Source organism: Acidovorax sp. LjRoot194 (assembly GCF_964253015.1).
GTDB lineage: Bacteria > Pseudomonadota > Gammaproteobacteria > Burkholderiales > Burkholderiaceae_C > Acidovorax.
In genome coordinates, this window is record NZ_CAXUQB020000001.1 from 4,861,607 (window position 1) to 4,876,051 (window position 14,445).

Here is a 14,445-nt window from a genome sequence, read left to right on the forward strand (position 1 = left end):
GATCACTCCGGTTGCAGCGATGCGATGGCATGCATCACCCCCTGCCGGTAAAACTGGCGCAACACAGGCCAGGGCTCCCGCGCAAGGGCCGCCCCGCCGCGCTGGGAGCGGCCCCCTTCCAGGGGGACGGCGCAAAGCGACTCAGGGGGTGCATCAGAACCGCACGTCCAGCGCCACCTGCAGGCTGCGCGGCGCACCGTAGTACGAGTTGCCGACCGAGGTGTAGTACACCTTGTCGAGGGCGTTGCGCAGGTTGGCCGTGACGGCCACCGTGTCGGTGATGGCGTAGCGAACCATGAGGTCGACCACCGCATACGCGGGCTGCGTGAACCGCACGCGCGCGGCGCCCTGGTTGTCGCGGTAGATCTGGTTCTGCCAGCGCAGGCCGCCGCCCACGGTCAGGCCCTTGCCGATGCCCGCGATGCGGTAGCTGGTGAACAGCTTGGCCGTGTTCTGCGGCACGTCGGTGAGCAGGCGGGTGCGCAGGCGGTCCTGCGTGAGGTTGCGCGAGAAGCCCGCCGCGACCTGCCAGCCCGGGCGCACCTCGCCCGTGGCCTCGACCTCGAAGCCGCGCGTGCTGGTGCCCGAGACGGCCTCGTAAGCCTGGCTTCCGTCCGGGGCGAACACGTTGGGAATGGCCACGCCCAGGTTGTCCTGCCGCGCCTTGTAGATGGCGCCCGAGACGTTGAGGCGGTCGTTCAGGAACGCGCCCTTCACGCCCAGCTCGAAGCTGTCGCCCGTCTGCGGGTCCATGTAGTCGCCGTTGGCCAGGCGCAGGCTCTGCGGCGTGAAGATGGTGGTGAAGCTGGTGTAGGCCGACCAGTTGCGGTCGATGTCGTAGACCAGGCCCAGGTACGGGGTGACCTCGCCGCTTTCGTAGCGGTTGTTGGCGGTGGTGGCGCCGGTGGAAAAGCGGGTGCTGGTCTGCGCGCGGCTCCAGTCCACCACGCGCGCGCCGGCCAGCACGGCCAGCGCATCCGTGGGCTTGAAGCGCACGGTGGCGTAGGCGCTGTTCAGGCGTTCGTCCGACGTGTTGCGGCCGATGCTGGGGTTGGGCGGCGCGGCGGGCGAGGTGCCGTCCCAGGTGAAGATGTTGCCGATGGCACTGCTCCAGCCCGCGTGCGTCCAGTTGGTGTACGACGGCGCGTCGTAGCTGGTGCGCGACATCTGCGCGCCGAAGGCCACGTCGTGCTTGCGGCCCAGCAGGTCGAAGCGGCCCGTGGTCTGCACGTCCAGGCTGTCCTGGCGGGGCGTGGCGCTCCAGCGGCCCGCCCACAGCGTGACACCCGCGCCCGTCGCGCGCACCGGCGCGCCGCCGCTGGCGTAGCCGATCAGCTCATCGTAGAAGTTGTTGGTGCGGGTGGCCGTAGCCTTGACCTTCCAGTCGTCGCTGAAGCGGTGCTCCAGCGCCGCGAACACGGAGGTGTAGTGGCGCTTGGAATAAGCCCAGGGCGGCGCGGCCGAGGCCGAGCGGCTCCATTGCGTGCGCGTGCCGTCGGAGTAGTAGGCCGGCAGGCCGCCGCGCGCATGGCCCGTGGCGTCGTGGTGCTGCACCGAAGCGCCAGCCAGCAACTGCGTCTGTGCGGTGAGGTCGGCCTCGACCACGCCGTAGAGCAGCTTCTTGCGCTCCTTCAGGCGGTCGATGTAGGAGTCGTTGTCCTGCGCGGCGGCCACCAGGCGGCCCCGCACGCTGCCCGACGCGTTGATGGGCCCGGCGATGTCCGCCTCGGTCCGCACATGGTTCCACGAGCCCGCCTCGGCCCGCACCGAGGCCTGGAAGTCGGCGGTGGGCCGCTTGCGGATCATGTTGATCGCCGCGCCCGGCGTGCCGATGCCGTTCATCAGGCCCGAGGCGCCGCGCACCACTTCCACGCGGTCGAACATCGCCATGTCGTTGGTCTGGAAGATGCTCGAGTAGTTGGAGTCCGTCTGGCGGACGCCGTCGATCATGTAGGTATTGACCGAGAAGCCGCGCGAGTAGATGGGCGAGGTGTCCGAGCCCTGGTTGCCGCTCTGGCTGAACACCAGCCCGGGCGTCTGCGCGACCACGTCGGACAGCTGCGTCAGGCCCTGGTCTTCCATGCGCTGGCGCGTGATGACGCTGACCGACTGGGGCGTCTCGCGCAGCGACAGGGCGAGCGGCGTGGACGTGCCCGCCTGGCGCGTGGTGTAGGAGCCGCTGTGCTCGGTGAGCGCGCTGGGCTCGGCCTGGGCCTGTACCCGCACTTCGGCCAGGCTGGTCTCGCCGGCAGCACCCGCAGCACCCGATGAAGCCGCCGCAGGCGGCCTGCGCACCACGATGCTGGTGCCTTCGATCACGCCCACCAGGCCCGAGCCGGCGAGCAGCCGGTCCAGCGCCTCGCGCACCGTGAGTGACCCGTTCACGGCCTGCGCCGAGCGCCCGGCCACCAGTGCGGGCTGCACCATGAGCTCCATGCGCGACTGGCGCGCCAGGTCGTTGAGCGCCTGGGCCAGCGGCTGGGCCGCGATGCTGAGCGCCACGGCGGGCTGCGTGGCGGCGGGCGCCACCTGGGCGCTGGCGCCCATGGCCACCAGGCTGAGCGCGGCGGCCAGGGCCAACGGGGCGGGCCGGAATCGGGTGCGGGGCATGTGAGAGATCTCCCTGGAAACGGATGTTGGAATGGATGTTTGAATAAGACGCCTTCTCATGTAGACGCAGGCCGAAGCCATCCCCCTAGGTCGGTGGGCCAAGTTTTTTGAAAAAAGATGCGGGGCCCTGTGCAGGGCAGGCGGGGCGTGCAGGGCCCACAGGCGCGCAGACCCATCCGCCAGCGGCGGGCGGCCAGGAACGGCCAGCAATGGCCTGCTGCCCGCCGCTACCGGCAGTGGCTACTACGGGCAGCTATTGGGGGTGAGGCGCGGCCACGATCTCGGTGACCGCGCCGTGCGCGCGCAGCTGCACGGGCAGCACGCTGGGCAGGGACCGGGTGAAGTTATCGAGCCCCCGCGGGTCGAACGTGCCGGTCAGGCGCAGCGCGCCCACACCGGGGTCGCGCACCACGAGTTGCGTGGAGCCGTACCGGGCGAACTCGGCCAGCGCCTGCGACAAGGGCGTGTCGTCAAAGCTCACCCGCCCATCGCGCCAGGGTGCAATGCCCGCAGCGGGCACCGCGGCGATGGCGGCAAGGTGGCCGTCCGCAGCGCTGCGCACCTGCTGGCCTGCGGTCAGCTCCACCACCTCGGGCCCGGCATCGGCAGCGCGCGCCACGCGCACGCGGCCCTCTTCCACCGCCACGCGCACACCAGCGTCGCCCGGCACGCCGGGCGTGTAGCGCACCGAGAACCGGGTGCCCACCACCGTGATGCGCAAGGGCCCTGCCAGCACGTCGAACGGCCGCGCGGCATCGCCCTGCACCCTGAACACGGCCTGCCCTTCCGGCAGCACCACCTCGCGGCGCTGGCGGCGGAAGGTGACGTCCAGGCGGGTGTTGGTGTCCAGGCGCACGGTGCTGCCATCGGGCAGGTGCACCTCGGACTGCTGGCCCAGGCCGGTGGAGAGGGCCTGCTCATACACGGGTTGCTGCTGCCAGTGGTGGTAGCCCATGACCGTGGCAGCAGCCACCAGGCAGACCGATGCGGCCGTGGCGGCGCCCTGCCCCCAACTCCAGTTCCAACTCCAGGTCCATGCACGTGGGCGGGCCGGTGCGCCGGCACGGGCCTTGTCCTGCGTCAAGCCCGCGCGCAGCTGCCGGACTGCCGCTGCGGGCAATGCGTCGAGCGCGCGCCAGTCCTGCTGCCAGCGCGCCAGCGCCGCCGCATGCCGCGGGTCGGCGTCGCGCCACGCGCGCAGGGCCTGCAGCGTGGCGGCATCCGGTGCGCCCTGGCTGCGCACGAGCCAGTCCAAGGCTTCACCGTCGATGTGGTCGATGGCGTCGATGCAGTCGTTGGCGCCGTCCGGCATGGGCATGGGGGACTGCGCGCTCATGGCTGCTCCTCCCCCTGCGCGGTGGCACGGCACGCGCGGCAGGCCACCATGGCGCGCTTTATGTGCTGCTCCACCATCTTGCGCGAGATGCCCATCTGCGCGGCCACCTCGGCCTGCGACAGCCCGTCGAACTTGTGCAGGATGAACGCTTCGCGGCAACGCAGCGGCAGCGATTCGATGGTGGCGATCATCGAGGCCACGCCTTGCGCGGAGGTGAAGGCGGCTTCGGGCTCGCACACGGCGGGTGCGGGCAATTCGGCAACGTCAGGCAGGCTGTCGTCGGCCTCCGAAGGCACCGTGCCCCGCACCACATGGCGGCGGTGCTGGTCAATGAGCAGGTTGCGCGCGGTGCGGTACAGCAGCGCGCGCGGCTGGGCCACGGCCTCGCCGCTGCGCTGCAGCGCCAGCACGCGCGCGTAGGCCTCGTGCACCAGGTCTGCCGCCGTGTCGCGGCTGCGCACCATGCGGGCAAAGTAGTTCAGCAGTTCTTGGTAATAGTGGGCAACCACGGCGCACGCAGCCTGACAAAGGGCGGCCCGAACGCAGCAGGTTCGGGACCGGGACGGCTGGGGGCGCAGTGTGGTCAGGCCCGTGGCTAATAAGAATGATTCTCATATTGTAAGGACTTGGGCCTGCCCCGGTTTGTAAAGATGGACTAGCCGGTGATGACCCGTTCGTCCACCGGGCTGGCCTGCAGGAGCGCCACGTCGGCGGCCCGCCGCGCCAGCACCGCGCCCTGGTTGATGTAGCCCTTGTCGGTGATCTCGCCGCTGTCCGCATCGGGCGGCTGCGCCAGCACCAGGGCGCGCGTGGGGCACTGCGACGAGCCCGCGCCGGCGTTGCGCCGGGCCCGCATCACGCCCTGCAGGGCGGCGGTGAGCTTCGCAGGGTCGGCCGCGCCCGCTGCCGACGGGAACACCAGCATGCCCACTTCGTCGTGGTTGTGGCCGGTGAGCACGATGTCCTGCACCAGCGGCGCGAGCTGCGAGATCAGCTCCACGCGCAGCGTGCCCACCGACACCCAGCTGCCGCTGGAGAGCTTGAAGTCTTCGGCCACCCGTCCGTTGAAGACCACGCCACGCTCGGGCCGCTCGGGGTCCACCAGGTAGCCGGCGTCGCCGATGCGGTAGAAGCCCTCGCTGTCGAACGCGGCCGCCGTCTCGGCCGGCGCGTTGCGGTAGCCCGGAAACACCGACACGCCCTTGACCCGCATCTCCAGCTTGCTGCCGTTGGGCACGAGCTTGAGCGCCAGCCCGGGCAGCGGCGCGCCGATGCAGCCGGCCTTCTCCAGCCGCCAGTGCGCGCTGGTGACGGCGGGCGACGTCTCGGTGGAGCCCCAGGAGGTGGTCAGCCACAGCGGCTGCGCGGGCCGCACGCGCAGGGCCAGTGCTTCGAGCCGCTGCCAGGTGGACGGCGCGAGCGCCGCAGCCGCATAGAAGGCCAGCCGCATGCGCGACAGGACCTCGGCGGCCAGTTGCTCGTCCGCTTCGAGGAAGGGCAGCAGCATATCGAAGCCGCGCGGCACGTTGAACAGCATCGTGGGCTTCACGTCGCGCAGGTTGCGCACCGTCTTCTCGATGAGCCCGGGTACGGGCCGCCCTTCGTCGATGTAGAGCGTGCCGCCGTGGCACAGCACCATGTTCAGGTTGTGGTTGCCGCCAAAGGTGTGGCTCCACGGCAGCCAGTCCACCAGCACCGGTTTTTCGTGGGTCAGGAAGGGCCAGGTCTGGGCCATCATCTGCTGGTTGGCGCAGAGCATGCGGTGGGTGTTGATGACCACCTTGGGCCGGCCGGTGGAGCCTGACGTCAGCAGGTACTTGGCATGGTCGTCGGGCGCGATGGCGTCGAACGCCTGGCGCACGGCCGGGGTCTCCACGCCCTGCAGCAACTGTGCGAACGGCAGCGCGCCCGGCACCTCGTCGGCGTGGCGGCTGAACACCTGCAGCGCGTCCGATGCATAGCCTGCCAAGGCCGGTGCGTACGCCCGGGCATCGGACGCGTAGATCAGCGACGGCCCGAGCGCCGCGAGCATGCTGTGCAGCCGAGTGGAGTCCTTGGAGCGCGCGTAGGCGCTGGACAGCGAGCACGAGGCCAGGCCCACATGCATCGCCGCGAGCATGAGCACCGCGTGGTCCACCGCGTTGTCCGACAGGATCGCCACGGGGCGGTCGGCCGGCAGCTTCAGGTCGAGCAGCGACTGCGCCACGGCGCCCACGGCGCGGCGCAACTCGCCATACGTCAGGCGGCGCCAGTGCTCACCTTTTTCATCGCGCTCGGCCAGGGCCAGCGCGTCGGGCGTCTCGCGCGCCCAGTGCTCCAGCCACTCGCCGATGCAGCGCGCATAGTCGCCCAGCGGCACGGGGGACTGCAGCTTGATCGAGCCGTCGTCTGCACGGGTCTGGGTGGTCAATGCCAGCGCGATCTGGGTGTCGTCGTCAAGGAATCCGGGGTGCATGGCGTGGTGTCTCTCTGGCGGTGTCTGGGTGAGGCAGGTGATGGGGAGCGCCCGGCGCATCAGGTCGGTGTGTCCAGCCCGGGGGATGCGCTCTTGGCGCGCAGCAGGCCGATGAGCAGGGCGTCGCGCGCCTGCGCCAGCTCTGCCTGGGTGCGCCCGCCGAGCGCCTGGTCCACACCCTCGACCACGCGGCGCTGCAGCTCGGGCGTCATGTGCGGCGCGCCCAGGTCGTCCCACCAGCCTTCGATGGGGCCGCCCAGGTGGGCCAGCAGATGGGCCATGCCGCCGTCGCCGCCGGACAGGTGCAGGTTCATGAAAGGCCCCATCAGCGCCCACCGCAGGCCGGGGCCCTGGGCGATGGCGGTGTCGATGTCGGCCACGCTGGCCACGCCTTCGTTCACCAGGTGGAACGCCTCGCGCCACAGTGCGGCCTGCAGGCGGTTGGCGATGTGGCCCAGGATCTCGCGGCGCACATGGATGGGGCGCTTGCCGATGGCGGTGTAGAAGGCCATTGCGGCAGCGACGGCCTCGGGCGATGTCTTGCCGCCCCCGCCCACCTCGACCAGCGGGATCATGTGCGGCGGGTTGAACGGGTGCCCCAGCACCACGCGCTCCGGCCGGGCGCATTGCGCTTGCATGGCCGACACCGACAGGCCCGACGAGCTGGACGCCACGATGGCGTGCGGGGGTGCCGCCGCGTCGATGCGGCGCATCAGGTCGGCCTTGAAGTCCACGCGCTCCGGACCGTTCTCCTGCACGAAGTCCGCTTGCGCCACTGCATCTTCGAGCCGCGCGTGAAACCGCAGCCGGGCCATGCTGGCGCCGGGTGCCAGCCCTTGTTGCTCCAGTGCGGGCCAGTGGCGGGCCACCGCTTCGCGCAACCGCTGCTCGGCGCCTTCTGCGGGGTCGGTGGCCTCCACATCCAGCCCCCGCGCCAGAAAGTAGGCCGCCCAGCTGGCGCCGATAACGCCGGTGGCCACCACGGCCACGCGCTTCACTGTCGAATCCATCGAAGATTTTCCTTGTCGTTGTTGCGCAGCGGCTCAGGGGTGCGTCAAGACCTGTTCAAGACTCTGCCGTGAACCCGATCTTCTTGACCAGCGGCCCCCAGCGCTCGAACTCCGCCTGCTGCGACGCTGCCATCTCGGCCTGGGTCGACCCCTTGGCGATCAGGCCCACGACGGCCAGGCTGTCGATCACGGCCTTTTCCTTGATGGCCTGGTTGATGGCTGCATTGGCGGCGGCCACCACGCTGGCCGGCGTGCGGGCGGGGGCGTAGAAGCCGAACCATTCCTCGGTCGTGAGCTCGGGGAAGCCCTGTTCCGCAAAGGTCGCCACTTCGGGCGAGAACGGCGAACGCGCCTGGCCGGACGTGGCGATGAGCCGCAGCTTGCCCGCCTTGTGGTTGGGGATGAAGTCGCCGCTCGGGGTGACCATGGACGCGATCTGCCCGCCCACCACATCGGTCACGCCGGGAATGGAGCCGCGGTACGGCACGTGCTTGAGGTCCACGCCGTTGTTGATCCCCAGCAGCGCACCGATGAAGTGCGGCGTGGAGCCCGCGGCGGGCGAGCCGTAGTTGGCCTGGCCCGGGTTGGCCTTGGCCCAGGCCAGGTAGTCCTTCACGGTCTTGACCGAAGCCGGCACCAGCGGGCCCACGGCCAGGCCATGGTGCATGACCGCGCCGATGGACACGGGCACGAAATCCTTCACCGGGTCGTAGCTCAGCTTGCTGTAGATGTGCGGGTAGATCGACGTGCACGAGAACGGCGAGAGCGTGAGCACGCTGCCGTCCACCGGTGCGCCCTTGAGCGACTCCAGTGCGATGCGGCCGCCCGCGCCGGGCTTGTTCTCCACCACGGCGCTGTTGCGGGTGTACGCGGAGCCCGCCAGCTTTTCACCCACGCGCCGCGCGACGCTGTCGCCCGCGCTGCCGGCCGGAAAGCCATACAGGATCTTGACCTGCTCGATGGTCTGCGCAAAGGCGCTCCAGGGCGCGAGGGCCCCGAGCGCGGTGGCAGCACCCACGTGGTGCATGAATTGGCGGCGTGTCGGCTTCATCATTTCTTGTCTCCTCTTTCTTTCTGGTGGGGATGGGTGCGGCGGCGATGGATGCGGTGGCGGGATGGTGCCGTTCAGTGCGGCGCGAATTCAGGGCGGGGGCCGCCCACGCGCGGCAGGCCCATCAGCGCGCGGGCCTCGGCGGGTGTGGCGGGCTCCATGTCCAGCTCGCGGATCACGCGCACGATGCGTTCGGTGAGCTGCACGTTGGTGGCCAGCTCGCCGTGGCGGTAGTAGAGGTTGTCCTCCAGGCCCACGCGCGCATGGCCGCCCAGCAGCAGGGCCGCGACATTGGCTTCGAGCTGCGAGGGGCCGATGCCGCTCACGCAGAACAGGCTGTTTTTGGGCAGCGTGTCCACCATCATCTGCAGGTGGCGCGGCGAGTACGGCATGGCGTTCTGGAAGGCGCGGTGCACGTTCATCACCAGGTTGATGAAATGCGGACCGTCGTCGTCATGCCCCTCGTCGATGAGGGTGGTGGTGTCCTGCAGGATGTGGGTGGGGCTGAAGACCTCCCATTCGGGCTTGATGCCGCGCGCCTTCATGCCGGCGGCCAGCTCGCGGCCGCGGCTCAGGGGGGTGTCCATCAGGATCTCGCGGCCGTCGAAGCTCAGGTTGAGCGTGGTGGCGTCCAGGGTGCACATCTCGGCGCCTGCGTCCATGCCCTTGATGCGCTCTTCCCAGGCGATCTCCCAGCGGTTGCCGGGCAGCGGCCTGACCATGTCGCCGTGCACGCCGCCGCCGGTGGAGTTGTTGATGACGATGTCGCAGCCCTTGGCGCGGATGCGGGTGTTGATGTCGCGGTAGATGTCGGCGTTGCAGGTGGCGCCGTCATCGGGCCTGCGCGCATGGATGGCCACCACGCTGGCCCCGGCGTTCCAGCAGCGCTGCACGTCCTCGGCGATCTCGGCGGGCTGGGTGGGCAGGTGCGGGTTCTGCGATTTGTGCGCCATGCCGCCGGTGGGGGCGATGGTCACGATGACTTTGCGCTTTGTCATGGCATCGGCTGAGGGAAAATGGTAGTGCACGCATTATTTTTTCGGGCGCTTGCATACTCAGTCATTGCGATGACATTTGGACTCAGGGTATACGAGGAACCGTGCGGCCCTGCCCGTTGGAGAACGCTTCACCATGCTGGTCAACAAGGCGCCGCCCACGGTGGCCGAGCTTCTGGCCGACTCGGCCTGGTTCCCGGTGCTGGACGCCCCGGCCCAGCAGCGCGTGCTCGATGAACTGCGCGAGGTCGATGTGCCGCAAGGCAGCGCGCTGTGCCGGCGCGGCGACGTGCCCCGCCACTGGTACGGCGCGATCGAAGGGCTGCTCAAGTGGACGGTGACGTCCGACAACGGCCGCTCCGTGACGCTGGGCGGGCTGTCGGCGGGCAGCTGGTTCGGCGAGGGCACGCTGCTGCGCGGCGTGGAGCGCACGGCAGACATCATTGCGCTGCGCCCCAGCCGCGTGGCGCTTCTGCCGGTGGAGACTTTTGAATGGCTGCACGCCACCGAGCGCAGCTTCGACCACTTTTTGCTGCGCCAGATCAACGAGCGCATGCACTGGTTCCTGGGCAACTTCACGGCCCACCACCTCATGGACACCGACAGCCAGGTGGCGCGTGCACTGGCGGGGCTGTTCCACCCTTTTCTGCACCCCGGCAGCGACCCGCACCTGCAGGTGTCGCAGGAGGAGATCGCCAACCTGTCGGGCGTGTCGCGCCAGCGCTGCAACGCGGCCCTGAAGCGGCTGGAGGCCGAGGGCGTGCTGCAGATCGAGTACGGGGGGATTACCGTGGTGGACCTGGAGAGCTTGCGCCGGCGGGTGGAGTAATTTCACCGACCCGCAGCCGTTCACGCTGAGTTTGTTGAAGCGCTGTACCTGGCTTCGACAAGCTCAGCCCGAACGGTGGGAATGGTGATGGTGGCGTTCACGTGCACTCAAGGTCGTGTGTCACATGCTCCATGGATGAACGCCACCGTCTCGGCGATCACGTCCCCGGGCCGGTCACGGTGCGGTGAATGTGCGCATCCTTCAAGCTCCAGCAACTGCGTGCCAGGCACCCTTTCGGCAATGTCGCGGATTTGCGCCAGCGTGCCGTATTCGTCGTCCAGGCCCTGCACGGCCAGCACGGGGGCGCGCACGGCGGCGATGTCCGCTTCGATGTTCCACGCGCGAAATGCGGGGTCGAGCCAGATGCGGTTCCAGCCCCAGAAGGCCGAGTCCGCGTCGTCGTGGTAGCGGCCAAGCTTGCTTCGAAGGTCGGTGGTTTCATAGGCCGTGCGCGCCAGCTCGATGTTGGCGATGGTCACGTCCTCGACAAAGATGTGCGGGGCCAGCAGCACCAGGCCGGCCACGTGGCTCGGAAACTTCGCTGCGTACAGCAGCGCGATGGACGCTCCGTCGCTGTGGCCGAAGAGCCAGGGCGCTTCCACCACGCCCAGGGCCTGCAGCAGCGCGGGCAGTACCTCCTCAGCCTGGCGGTGCATGAAGTCCACGCCCCAGTGCTCATCGGGCGCACGTGGCGTGGAGCGGCCATAGCCAGGGCGCGAGAACACCAGGCCCCGAAACCCGCCCGCCGCGCACAGCTGCGCCGGGAAGTCCTTCCACATCGCCACCGAGCCCAGGCCTTCGTGCAAAAAGACCACCAGCGGTGCCTGCGTGCGCTCGGGCGCTATCCACTGGTACTCGACCTGCACGGCCTGCCCCCGCCAGGAGATGCTGGCTAAAGACGCCGGGCCGCCGGAGCTGGCCGTGGCGCTCATGCGCGGGCCTCCTGCTCGCGCAGGCGAAAGCGCTGGATCTTGCCGGTGGCGGTCTTGGGCAGCTCGGGCACGAACTCGATGAAGCGCGGGTACTTGTACGGCGCCAGGCGGTCCTTGACGAAGGCCTTGAGCTCGTCGTCCGTCGCCGCCTGGCCGTCCTTGAGCACCACAAAGGCCTTGGTCTTGGTCAACCCCTCGTCATCCAGCACGCCGATGACTGCAGCCTCGAGCACGGCGGTGTGCTGCATCAGCGTGGCTTCGACCTCGAAGGGCGAGACGTAGATGCCGCTGACCTTGAGCATGTCGTCGCTGCGCCCGGCGTAGGTGTAGTAGCCGTCCGCGTCGCGCACGTACTTGTCGCCGCTCTTGGTCCAGCCGCCCTGGAAGGTGTCGCGCGTCTTGTCGCGGTTGTTCCAGTACATCAGGGCAGCGCTGGGGCCGCGGATGTACAGGTCGCCCACCTCGCCGTCGGCCACGGGGCCGCCGTCCTCGCCGCGCAGCGCGATGTCGTAGCCGGGCACGGGCTTGCCGGTGCTGCCGTAGCGGATGTCGCCCGGGCGGTTGGACAAGAAGATGTGCAGCATCTCGGTGGAGCCGATGCCGTCGATGATGTCGCAGCCGAAATGCGCCTTGAAGCGCTGGGCGATCTCGGCGGGCAGCGCCTCGCCGGCGGATGAGCACATGCGCAGCGCCACCTGTGCGCGCGCTGGCAGGCGGGGCGATGCGAGCATGCCGGCAAAGCCCGTAGGCGCGCCGAAGAACACTGTGGGCTGGTGCGCCACCCATCGCTGAAAGGTGGCGTCGGGCGTGGGCCGCTCGGCCATCAGCACCACGGTGGCGCCCACCGACAAAGGGAAGGTGAGCGCATTGCCCAGCCCGTACGCGAAGTAGAGCTTGGCCGCCGAGAAGCACACATCGTCGCGCGTGAGGCCCAGCACGGGCTTGCCGTACAGCTCGGCCGTCCACCAGAGATTGCCGTGGGTATGCACCGTGCCCTTGGGCTTGCCAGTGGAGCCCGACGAGTACAGCCAGAAGCCCGGGTCGTCGGGCCCGGTGGCGGCCGGCGCAGGCAGCGGCTGCGCATAGGCAATGGCCTCGTCCAGCGCCACGGCCCCTCTGCCGACCGCCTGCGTGGGCTGCGACACCCACAGCGCGGCCACCTCGTGCGGGCCGAGCGCCATGGCGCTGTGCAGCACGGGCAGCAACGCGCCCGACACCAGCACGGCCTGGGCGCGGCTGTGGCCCAGCATGTAGGCGTAGTCGTCCGCCGTGAGCAGCGTGTTCACCGCCACGGGCACCACGCCGGCGTACAGGCAACCCAGAAAGCACACGGGCCAGTCGCTGGTGTCGTGCATGAGCATCAGCACCCGCTCTTCGCGGCGCAGGCCGGCATCCACCAGCACAGCGGCCAGGCGCCGGGCGCGGTCCTGCAGGTCGCCGTAGCTCAGCGTGCCGCGGTCGTCGATGTAGGCCGTGCGCTGCGCGTGGTCGCGGTTCAGGTCGAACAGGTGCTGTGCAAAGTTGAAACGCTCTGGCAGGTTGGTCATGGCGATGTCTCCGTGGTTCGCTGGCGTTTTTCTGGTGCTGCGAGCTGGCTGGCGGCTGCCGTGGTCTGCGCCTGGGCGGTCACAGGCCCAGCGCGGCCAGCACACCAGGGCTGGCCTGCACGGCGCTGCGCTGGTGGTAGAAGCCCAGCGCCCGCAGGCCCGCGAGCTCCGCCCCGCCGCCCGCACGCCCCGGGCCGCCGTGCAGCGACATGGGCATCACGTTGCCGTGGCCGGTGTGGGCCTGCGCGACGTCGGGCGTCACCACGTGCACGCGGCCATGGCTGGCTGCGAGCTGCACGGCGGCATGCCCCAGCGCGGCCTCGTCGGCGCCGTACAGCGATGCCACCAGCGACCCCTGGCCGCGCTGTGCGAGCGCCAGGGCATGGTCCACATCGCGGTAAGGCACCAGCGTGGCCACCGGGCCGAACACCTCGACGTCGTGCACCACGGCCGCCGTATCGGCGTCGCGCGCACCCAGCAGCACCGGGCCGATGCAGGCCGCCACGGCGGGGTCTGCGTCCACCAGCTGCGCCTGCCGGCCGTCGTGCAGGATGTCGGCGTGGGCGCGCAGCTGCGCCAGCCCCTCGCGCACGGCGTGCAATTGGGCGGTGCTGACGAGCGAGCCCATGCGCACGCCGTCGTTGCGGGGGTTGCCCACCGTCACGCCTGCGAGCTTGGCGCCGATGGCCTCGGCCGCAGCGCCGTACACGCCCGCCGGCACCAGGATGCGGCGGATGGCGGTGCATTTCTGGCCCGACTTGACGGTCATCTCGCGCACCACTTCGCGCACCAGCAGGTTGAAGGCGTCGCTGCCGGGCGCCGCATCGGGCAGCAGCAGGGCGCTGTTGAGGCTGTCGGCCTCGATGTTGGCGCGCACCGAGCGCCGGGCCACCGCGGGGTGCGCGCGGATGATGCCGGCCGTGTCGGCCGAGCCGGTGAACGAGACCACGTCGAACGGCGCGAGCTGGTCCATGAGCCCGGCGGAGCTGCCCGCAATGACCGACAGCGCGCCCGCCGGCAGCACGCCCGCATCGACCACGTCGCGCACCATGCGCTGCGTGAGCCAGGCGGTGGACGTGGCGGGCTTGACGATCACCGGCACGCCGGAGAGCAGCGCGGGCGCCGCCTTTTCCCACAGGCCCCAGGCCGGGAAGTTGAAGGCGTTGATGAACAGCGCCACGCCGCGCGCGGGCACCTGCAGGTGCTGCGACAGGAACACGGGCTCCTTGCCGAGCCGGGCGGCGTCGCCATCGCGCAGCGCGCGCACATCGCCCAGCGCATCGCCCCATTTGGCGTACTGGCCCAGCGTGAAGATGCCGCCGTCGATGTCCACGGCGGAGTCGTTCTTCACCGTGCCGCTGTTGGCCGTGGCGATCTCGTAGTACGCGTCGCGGTGGGTTTGCAGTACCTTGACCACGGCGCCCAGCAGCGCGGCGCGCTGCCGGTAGGTCAACGCACGCAAGGCCGAGCCGCCCTGTTCGCGGGCGAACCGGAAGGCCTCGGGCAGGTCGAGGCCCGTGGCATCCACGCGCACCAGGTCGTGGCCCAGCACCGGGTCCTGGAGCACGGCGCCCGGGCCCTGGCCGGTTTGCCAGCGTCCGGCAGCGTAGTTGGGGAGCAGTTCGGTCATGGGGATCTTTCTTGCAGGTGGTCGGCAGCGCCCGCGGTGGCGATGTCGGT

The 14,445-nt window shown here is 70.0% G+C and carries 11 protein-coding genes; 1 reads left to right on the forward strand and 10 read right to left on the reverse strand.

Features of this window, described 5'->3' with window-relative positions; genetic code table 11:
* Positions 1-153 precede the first annotated feature (153 nt).
* The 7 genes from ACSQ3N_RS22035 to ACSQ3N_RS22065 all read right to left on the reverse strand — a co-directional run bounded on the left by ACSQ3N_RS22035 (position 154) and on the right by ACSQ3N_RS22065 (position 9,460).
* On the reverse strand, positions 154-2,610 hold the full coding sequence (locus ACSQ3N_RS22035) for a TonB-dependent siderophore receptor (protein ID WP_436147463.1): 2,457 nt from the start codon (positions 2,608-2,610) through the stop codon (positions 154-156).
* A 253-nt stretch (positions 2,611-2,863) separates the two neighbouring features.
* Positions 2,864-3,946 carry a FecR family protein gene (locus ACSQ3N_RS22040; protein WP_436147464.1) on the reverse strand — a complete coding sequence of 361 codons (1,083 nt, stop codon included), beginning with the start codon at positions 3,944-3,946 and terminating at the stop codon, positions 2,864-2,866.
* Positions 3,943-4,455, reverse strand: coding sequence for a sigma-70 family RNA polymerase sigma factor (locus ACSQ3N_RS22045; RefSeq protein WP_056167255.1), 513 nt, complete (start codon positions 4,453-4,455; stop codon positions 3,943-3,945). Before ACSQ3N_RS22045 ends, ACSQ3N_RS22040 begins: the two co-directional genes overlap by 4 nt.
* 146 nt (positions 4,456-4,601) lie before the next feature.
* Positions 4,602-6,401 (reverse strand): feruloyl-CoA synthase, encoded by a 1,800-nt coding sequence (locus ACSQ3N_RS22050; protein ID WP_436147465.1) that lies wholly within the window; start codon positions 6,399-6,401, stop codon positions 4,602-4,604.
* Positions 6,402-6,460: 59 nt separating this feature from the next.
* A complete protein-coding gene (locus ACSQ3N_RS22055) occupies positions 6,461-7,411 on the reverse strand; it encodes a 3-hydroxyacyl-CoA dehydrogenase NAD-binding domain-containing protein (RefSeq protein WP_436147466.1) in 951 nt (316 codons plus the stop codon).
* Positions 7,412-7,466: 55 nt separating this feature from the next.
* A complete protein-coding gene (locus tag ACSQ3N_RS22060; RefSeq protein WP_056169065.1) occupies positions 7,467-8,462 on the reverse strand; it encodes a Bug family tripartite tricarboxylate transporter substrate binding protein in 996 nt (331 codons plus the stop codon).
* Between the two features lie 74 nt (positions 8,463-8,536).
* A complete protein-coding gene (locus ACSQ3N_RS22065; protein ID WP_436147467.1) occupies positions 8,537-9,460 on the reverse strand; it encodes a 3-keto-5-aminohexanoate cleavage protein in 924 nt (307 codons plus the stop codon).
* A 133-nt stretch (positions 9,461-9,593) separates the two neighbouring features.
* On the opposite strand from ACSQ3N_RS22065, the gene ACSQ3N_RS22070 reads away from it, so the two are divergent.
* Positions 9,594-10,286: a Crp/Fnr family transcriptional regulator gene (locus tag ACSQ3N_RS22070; protein WP_436147468.1), complete on the forward strand. Its 693-nt coding sequence runs from the start codon at positions 9,594-9,596 to the stop codon at positions 10,284-10,286.
* Positions 10,287-10,393: 107 nt separating this feature from the next.
* Here ACSQ3N_RS22070 and ACSQ3N_RS22075 read toward each other — a convergent pair whose 3' ends face one another.
* The 3 genes from ACSQ3N_RS22075 to ACSQ3N_RS22085 all read right to left on the reverse strand — a co-directional run bounded on the left by ACSQ3N_RS22075 (position 10,394) and on the right by ACSQ3N_RS22085 (position 14,395).
* Complete coding sequence (locus ACSQ3N_RS22075; RefSeq protein WP_436147469.1) at positions 10,394-11,218, reverse strand: alpha/beta fold hydrolase; 825 nt, start codon at positions 11,216-11,218, stop codon at positions 10,394-10,396.
* Complete coding sequence (locus tag ACSQ3N_RS22080) at positions 11,215-12,765, reverse strand: benzoate-CoA ligase family protein (protein ID WP_436147470.1); 1,551 nt, start codon at positions 12,763-12,765, stop codon at positions 11,215-11,217. Before ACSQ3N_RS22080 ends, ACSQ3N_RS22075 begins: the two co-directional genes overlap by 4 nt.
* Positions 12,766-12,844: 79 nt before the next feature.
* The gene (locus tag ACSQ3N_RS22085) at positions 12,845-14,395 is read right to left on the reverse strand and encodes a 3,4-dehydroadipyl-CoA semialdehyde dehydrogenase (protein WP_436147471.1); all 1,551 of its coding nucleotides are present in this window, start codon (positions 14,393-14,395) and stop codon (positions 12,845-12,847) included.
* Between the last annotated feature and the right edge of the window lie 50 nt (positions 14,396-14,445).

What these genes read in the sequence shown, in the direction of transcription:
- ACSQ3N_RS22035 (WP_436147463.1), bottom strand. Translation starts at nt 2,610, where the DNA reads ATGCCCCGCACCCGATTCCGGCCCGCCCCGTTGGCCCTGGCCGCCGCG.
- ACSQ3N_RS22055 (WP_436147466.1), bottom strand. Translation starts at nt 7,411, where the DNA reads ATGGATTCGACAGTGAAGCGCGTGGCCGTGGTGGCCACCGGCGTTATC.
- ACSQ3N_RS22075 (WP_436147469.1), bottom strand. Translation starts at nt 11,218, where the DNA reads ATGAGCGCCACGGCCAGCTCCGGCGGCCCGGCGTCTTTAGCCAGCATC.
- ACSQ3N_RS22080 (WP_436147470.1), bottom strand. Translation starts at nt 12,765, where the DNA reads ATGACCAACCTGCCAGAGCGTTTCAACTTTGCACAGCACCTGTTCGAC.
- ACSQ3N_RS22070 (WP_436147468.1), top strand. Translation starts at nt 9,594, where the DNA reads ATGCTGGTCAACAAGGCGCCGCCCACGGTGGCCGAGCTTCTGGCCGAC.
- ACSQ3N_RS22065 (WP_436147467.1), bottom strand. Translation starts at nt 9,460, where the DNA reads ATGACAAAGCGCAAAGTCATCGTGACCATCGCCCCCACCGGCGGCATG.
- ACSQ3N_RS22060 (WP_056169065.1), bottom strand. Translation starts at nt 8,462, where the DNA reads ATGAAGCCGACACGCCGCCAATTCATGCACCACGTGGGTGCTGCCACC.
- ACSQ3N_RS22085 (WP_436147471.1), bottom strand. Translation starts at nt 14,395, where the DNA reads ATGACCGAACTGCTCCCCAACTACGCTGCCGGACGCTGGCAAACCGGC.
- ACSQ3N_RS22050 (WP_436147465.1), bottom strand. Translation starts at nt 6,401, where the DNA reads ATGCACCCCGGATTCCTTGACGACGACACCCAGATCGCGCTGGCATTG.
- ACSQ3N_RS22040 (WP_436147464.1), bottom strand. Translation starts at nt 3,946, where the DNA reads ATGAGCGCGCAGTCCCCCATGCCCATGCCGGACGGCGCCAACGACTGC.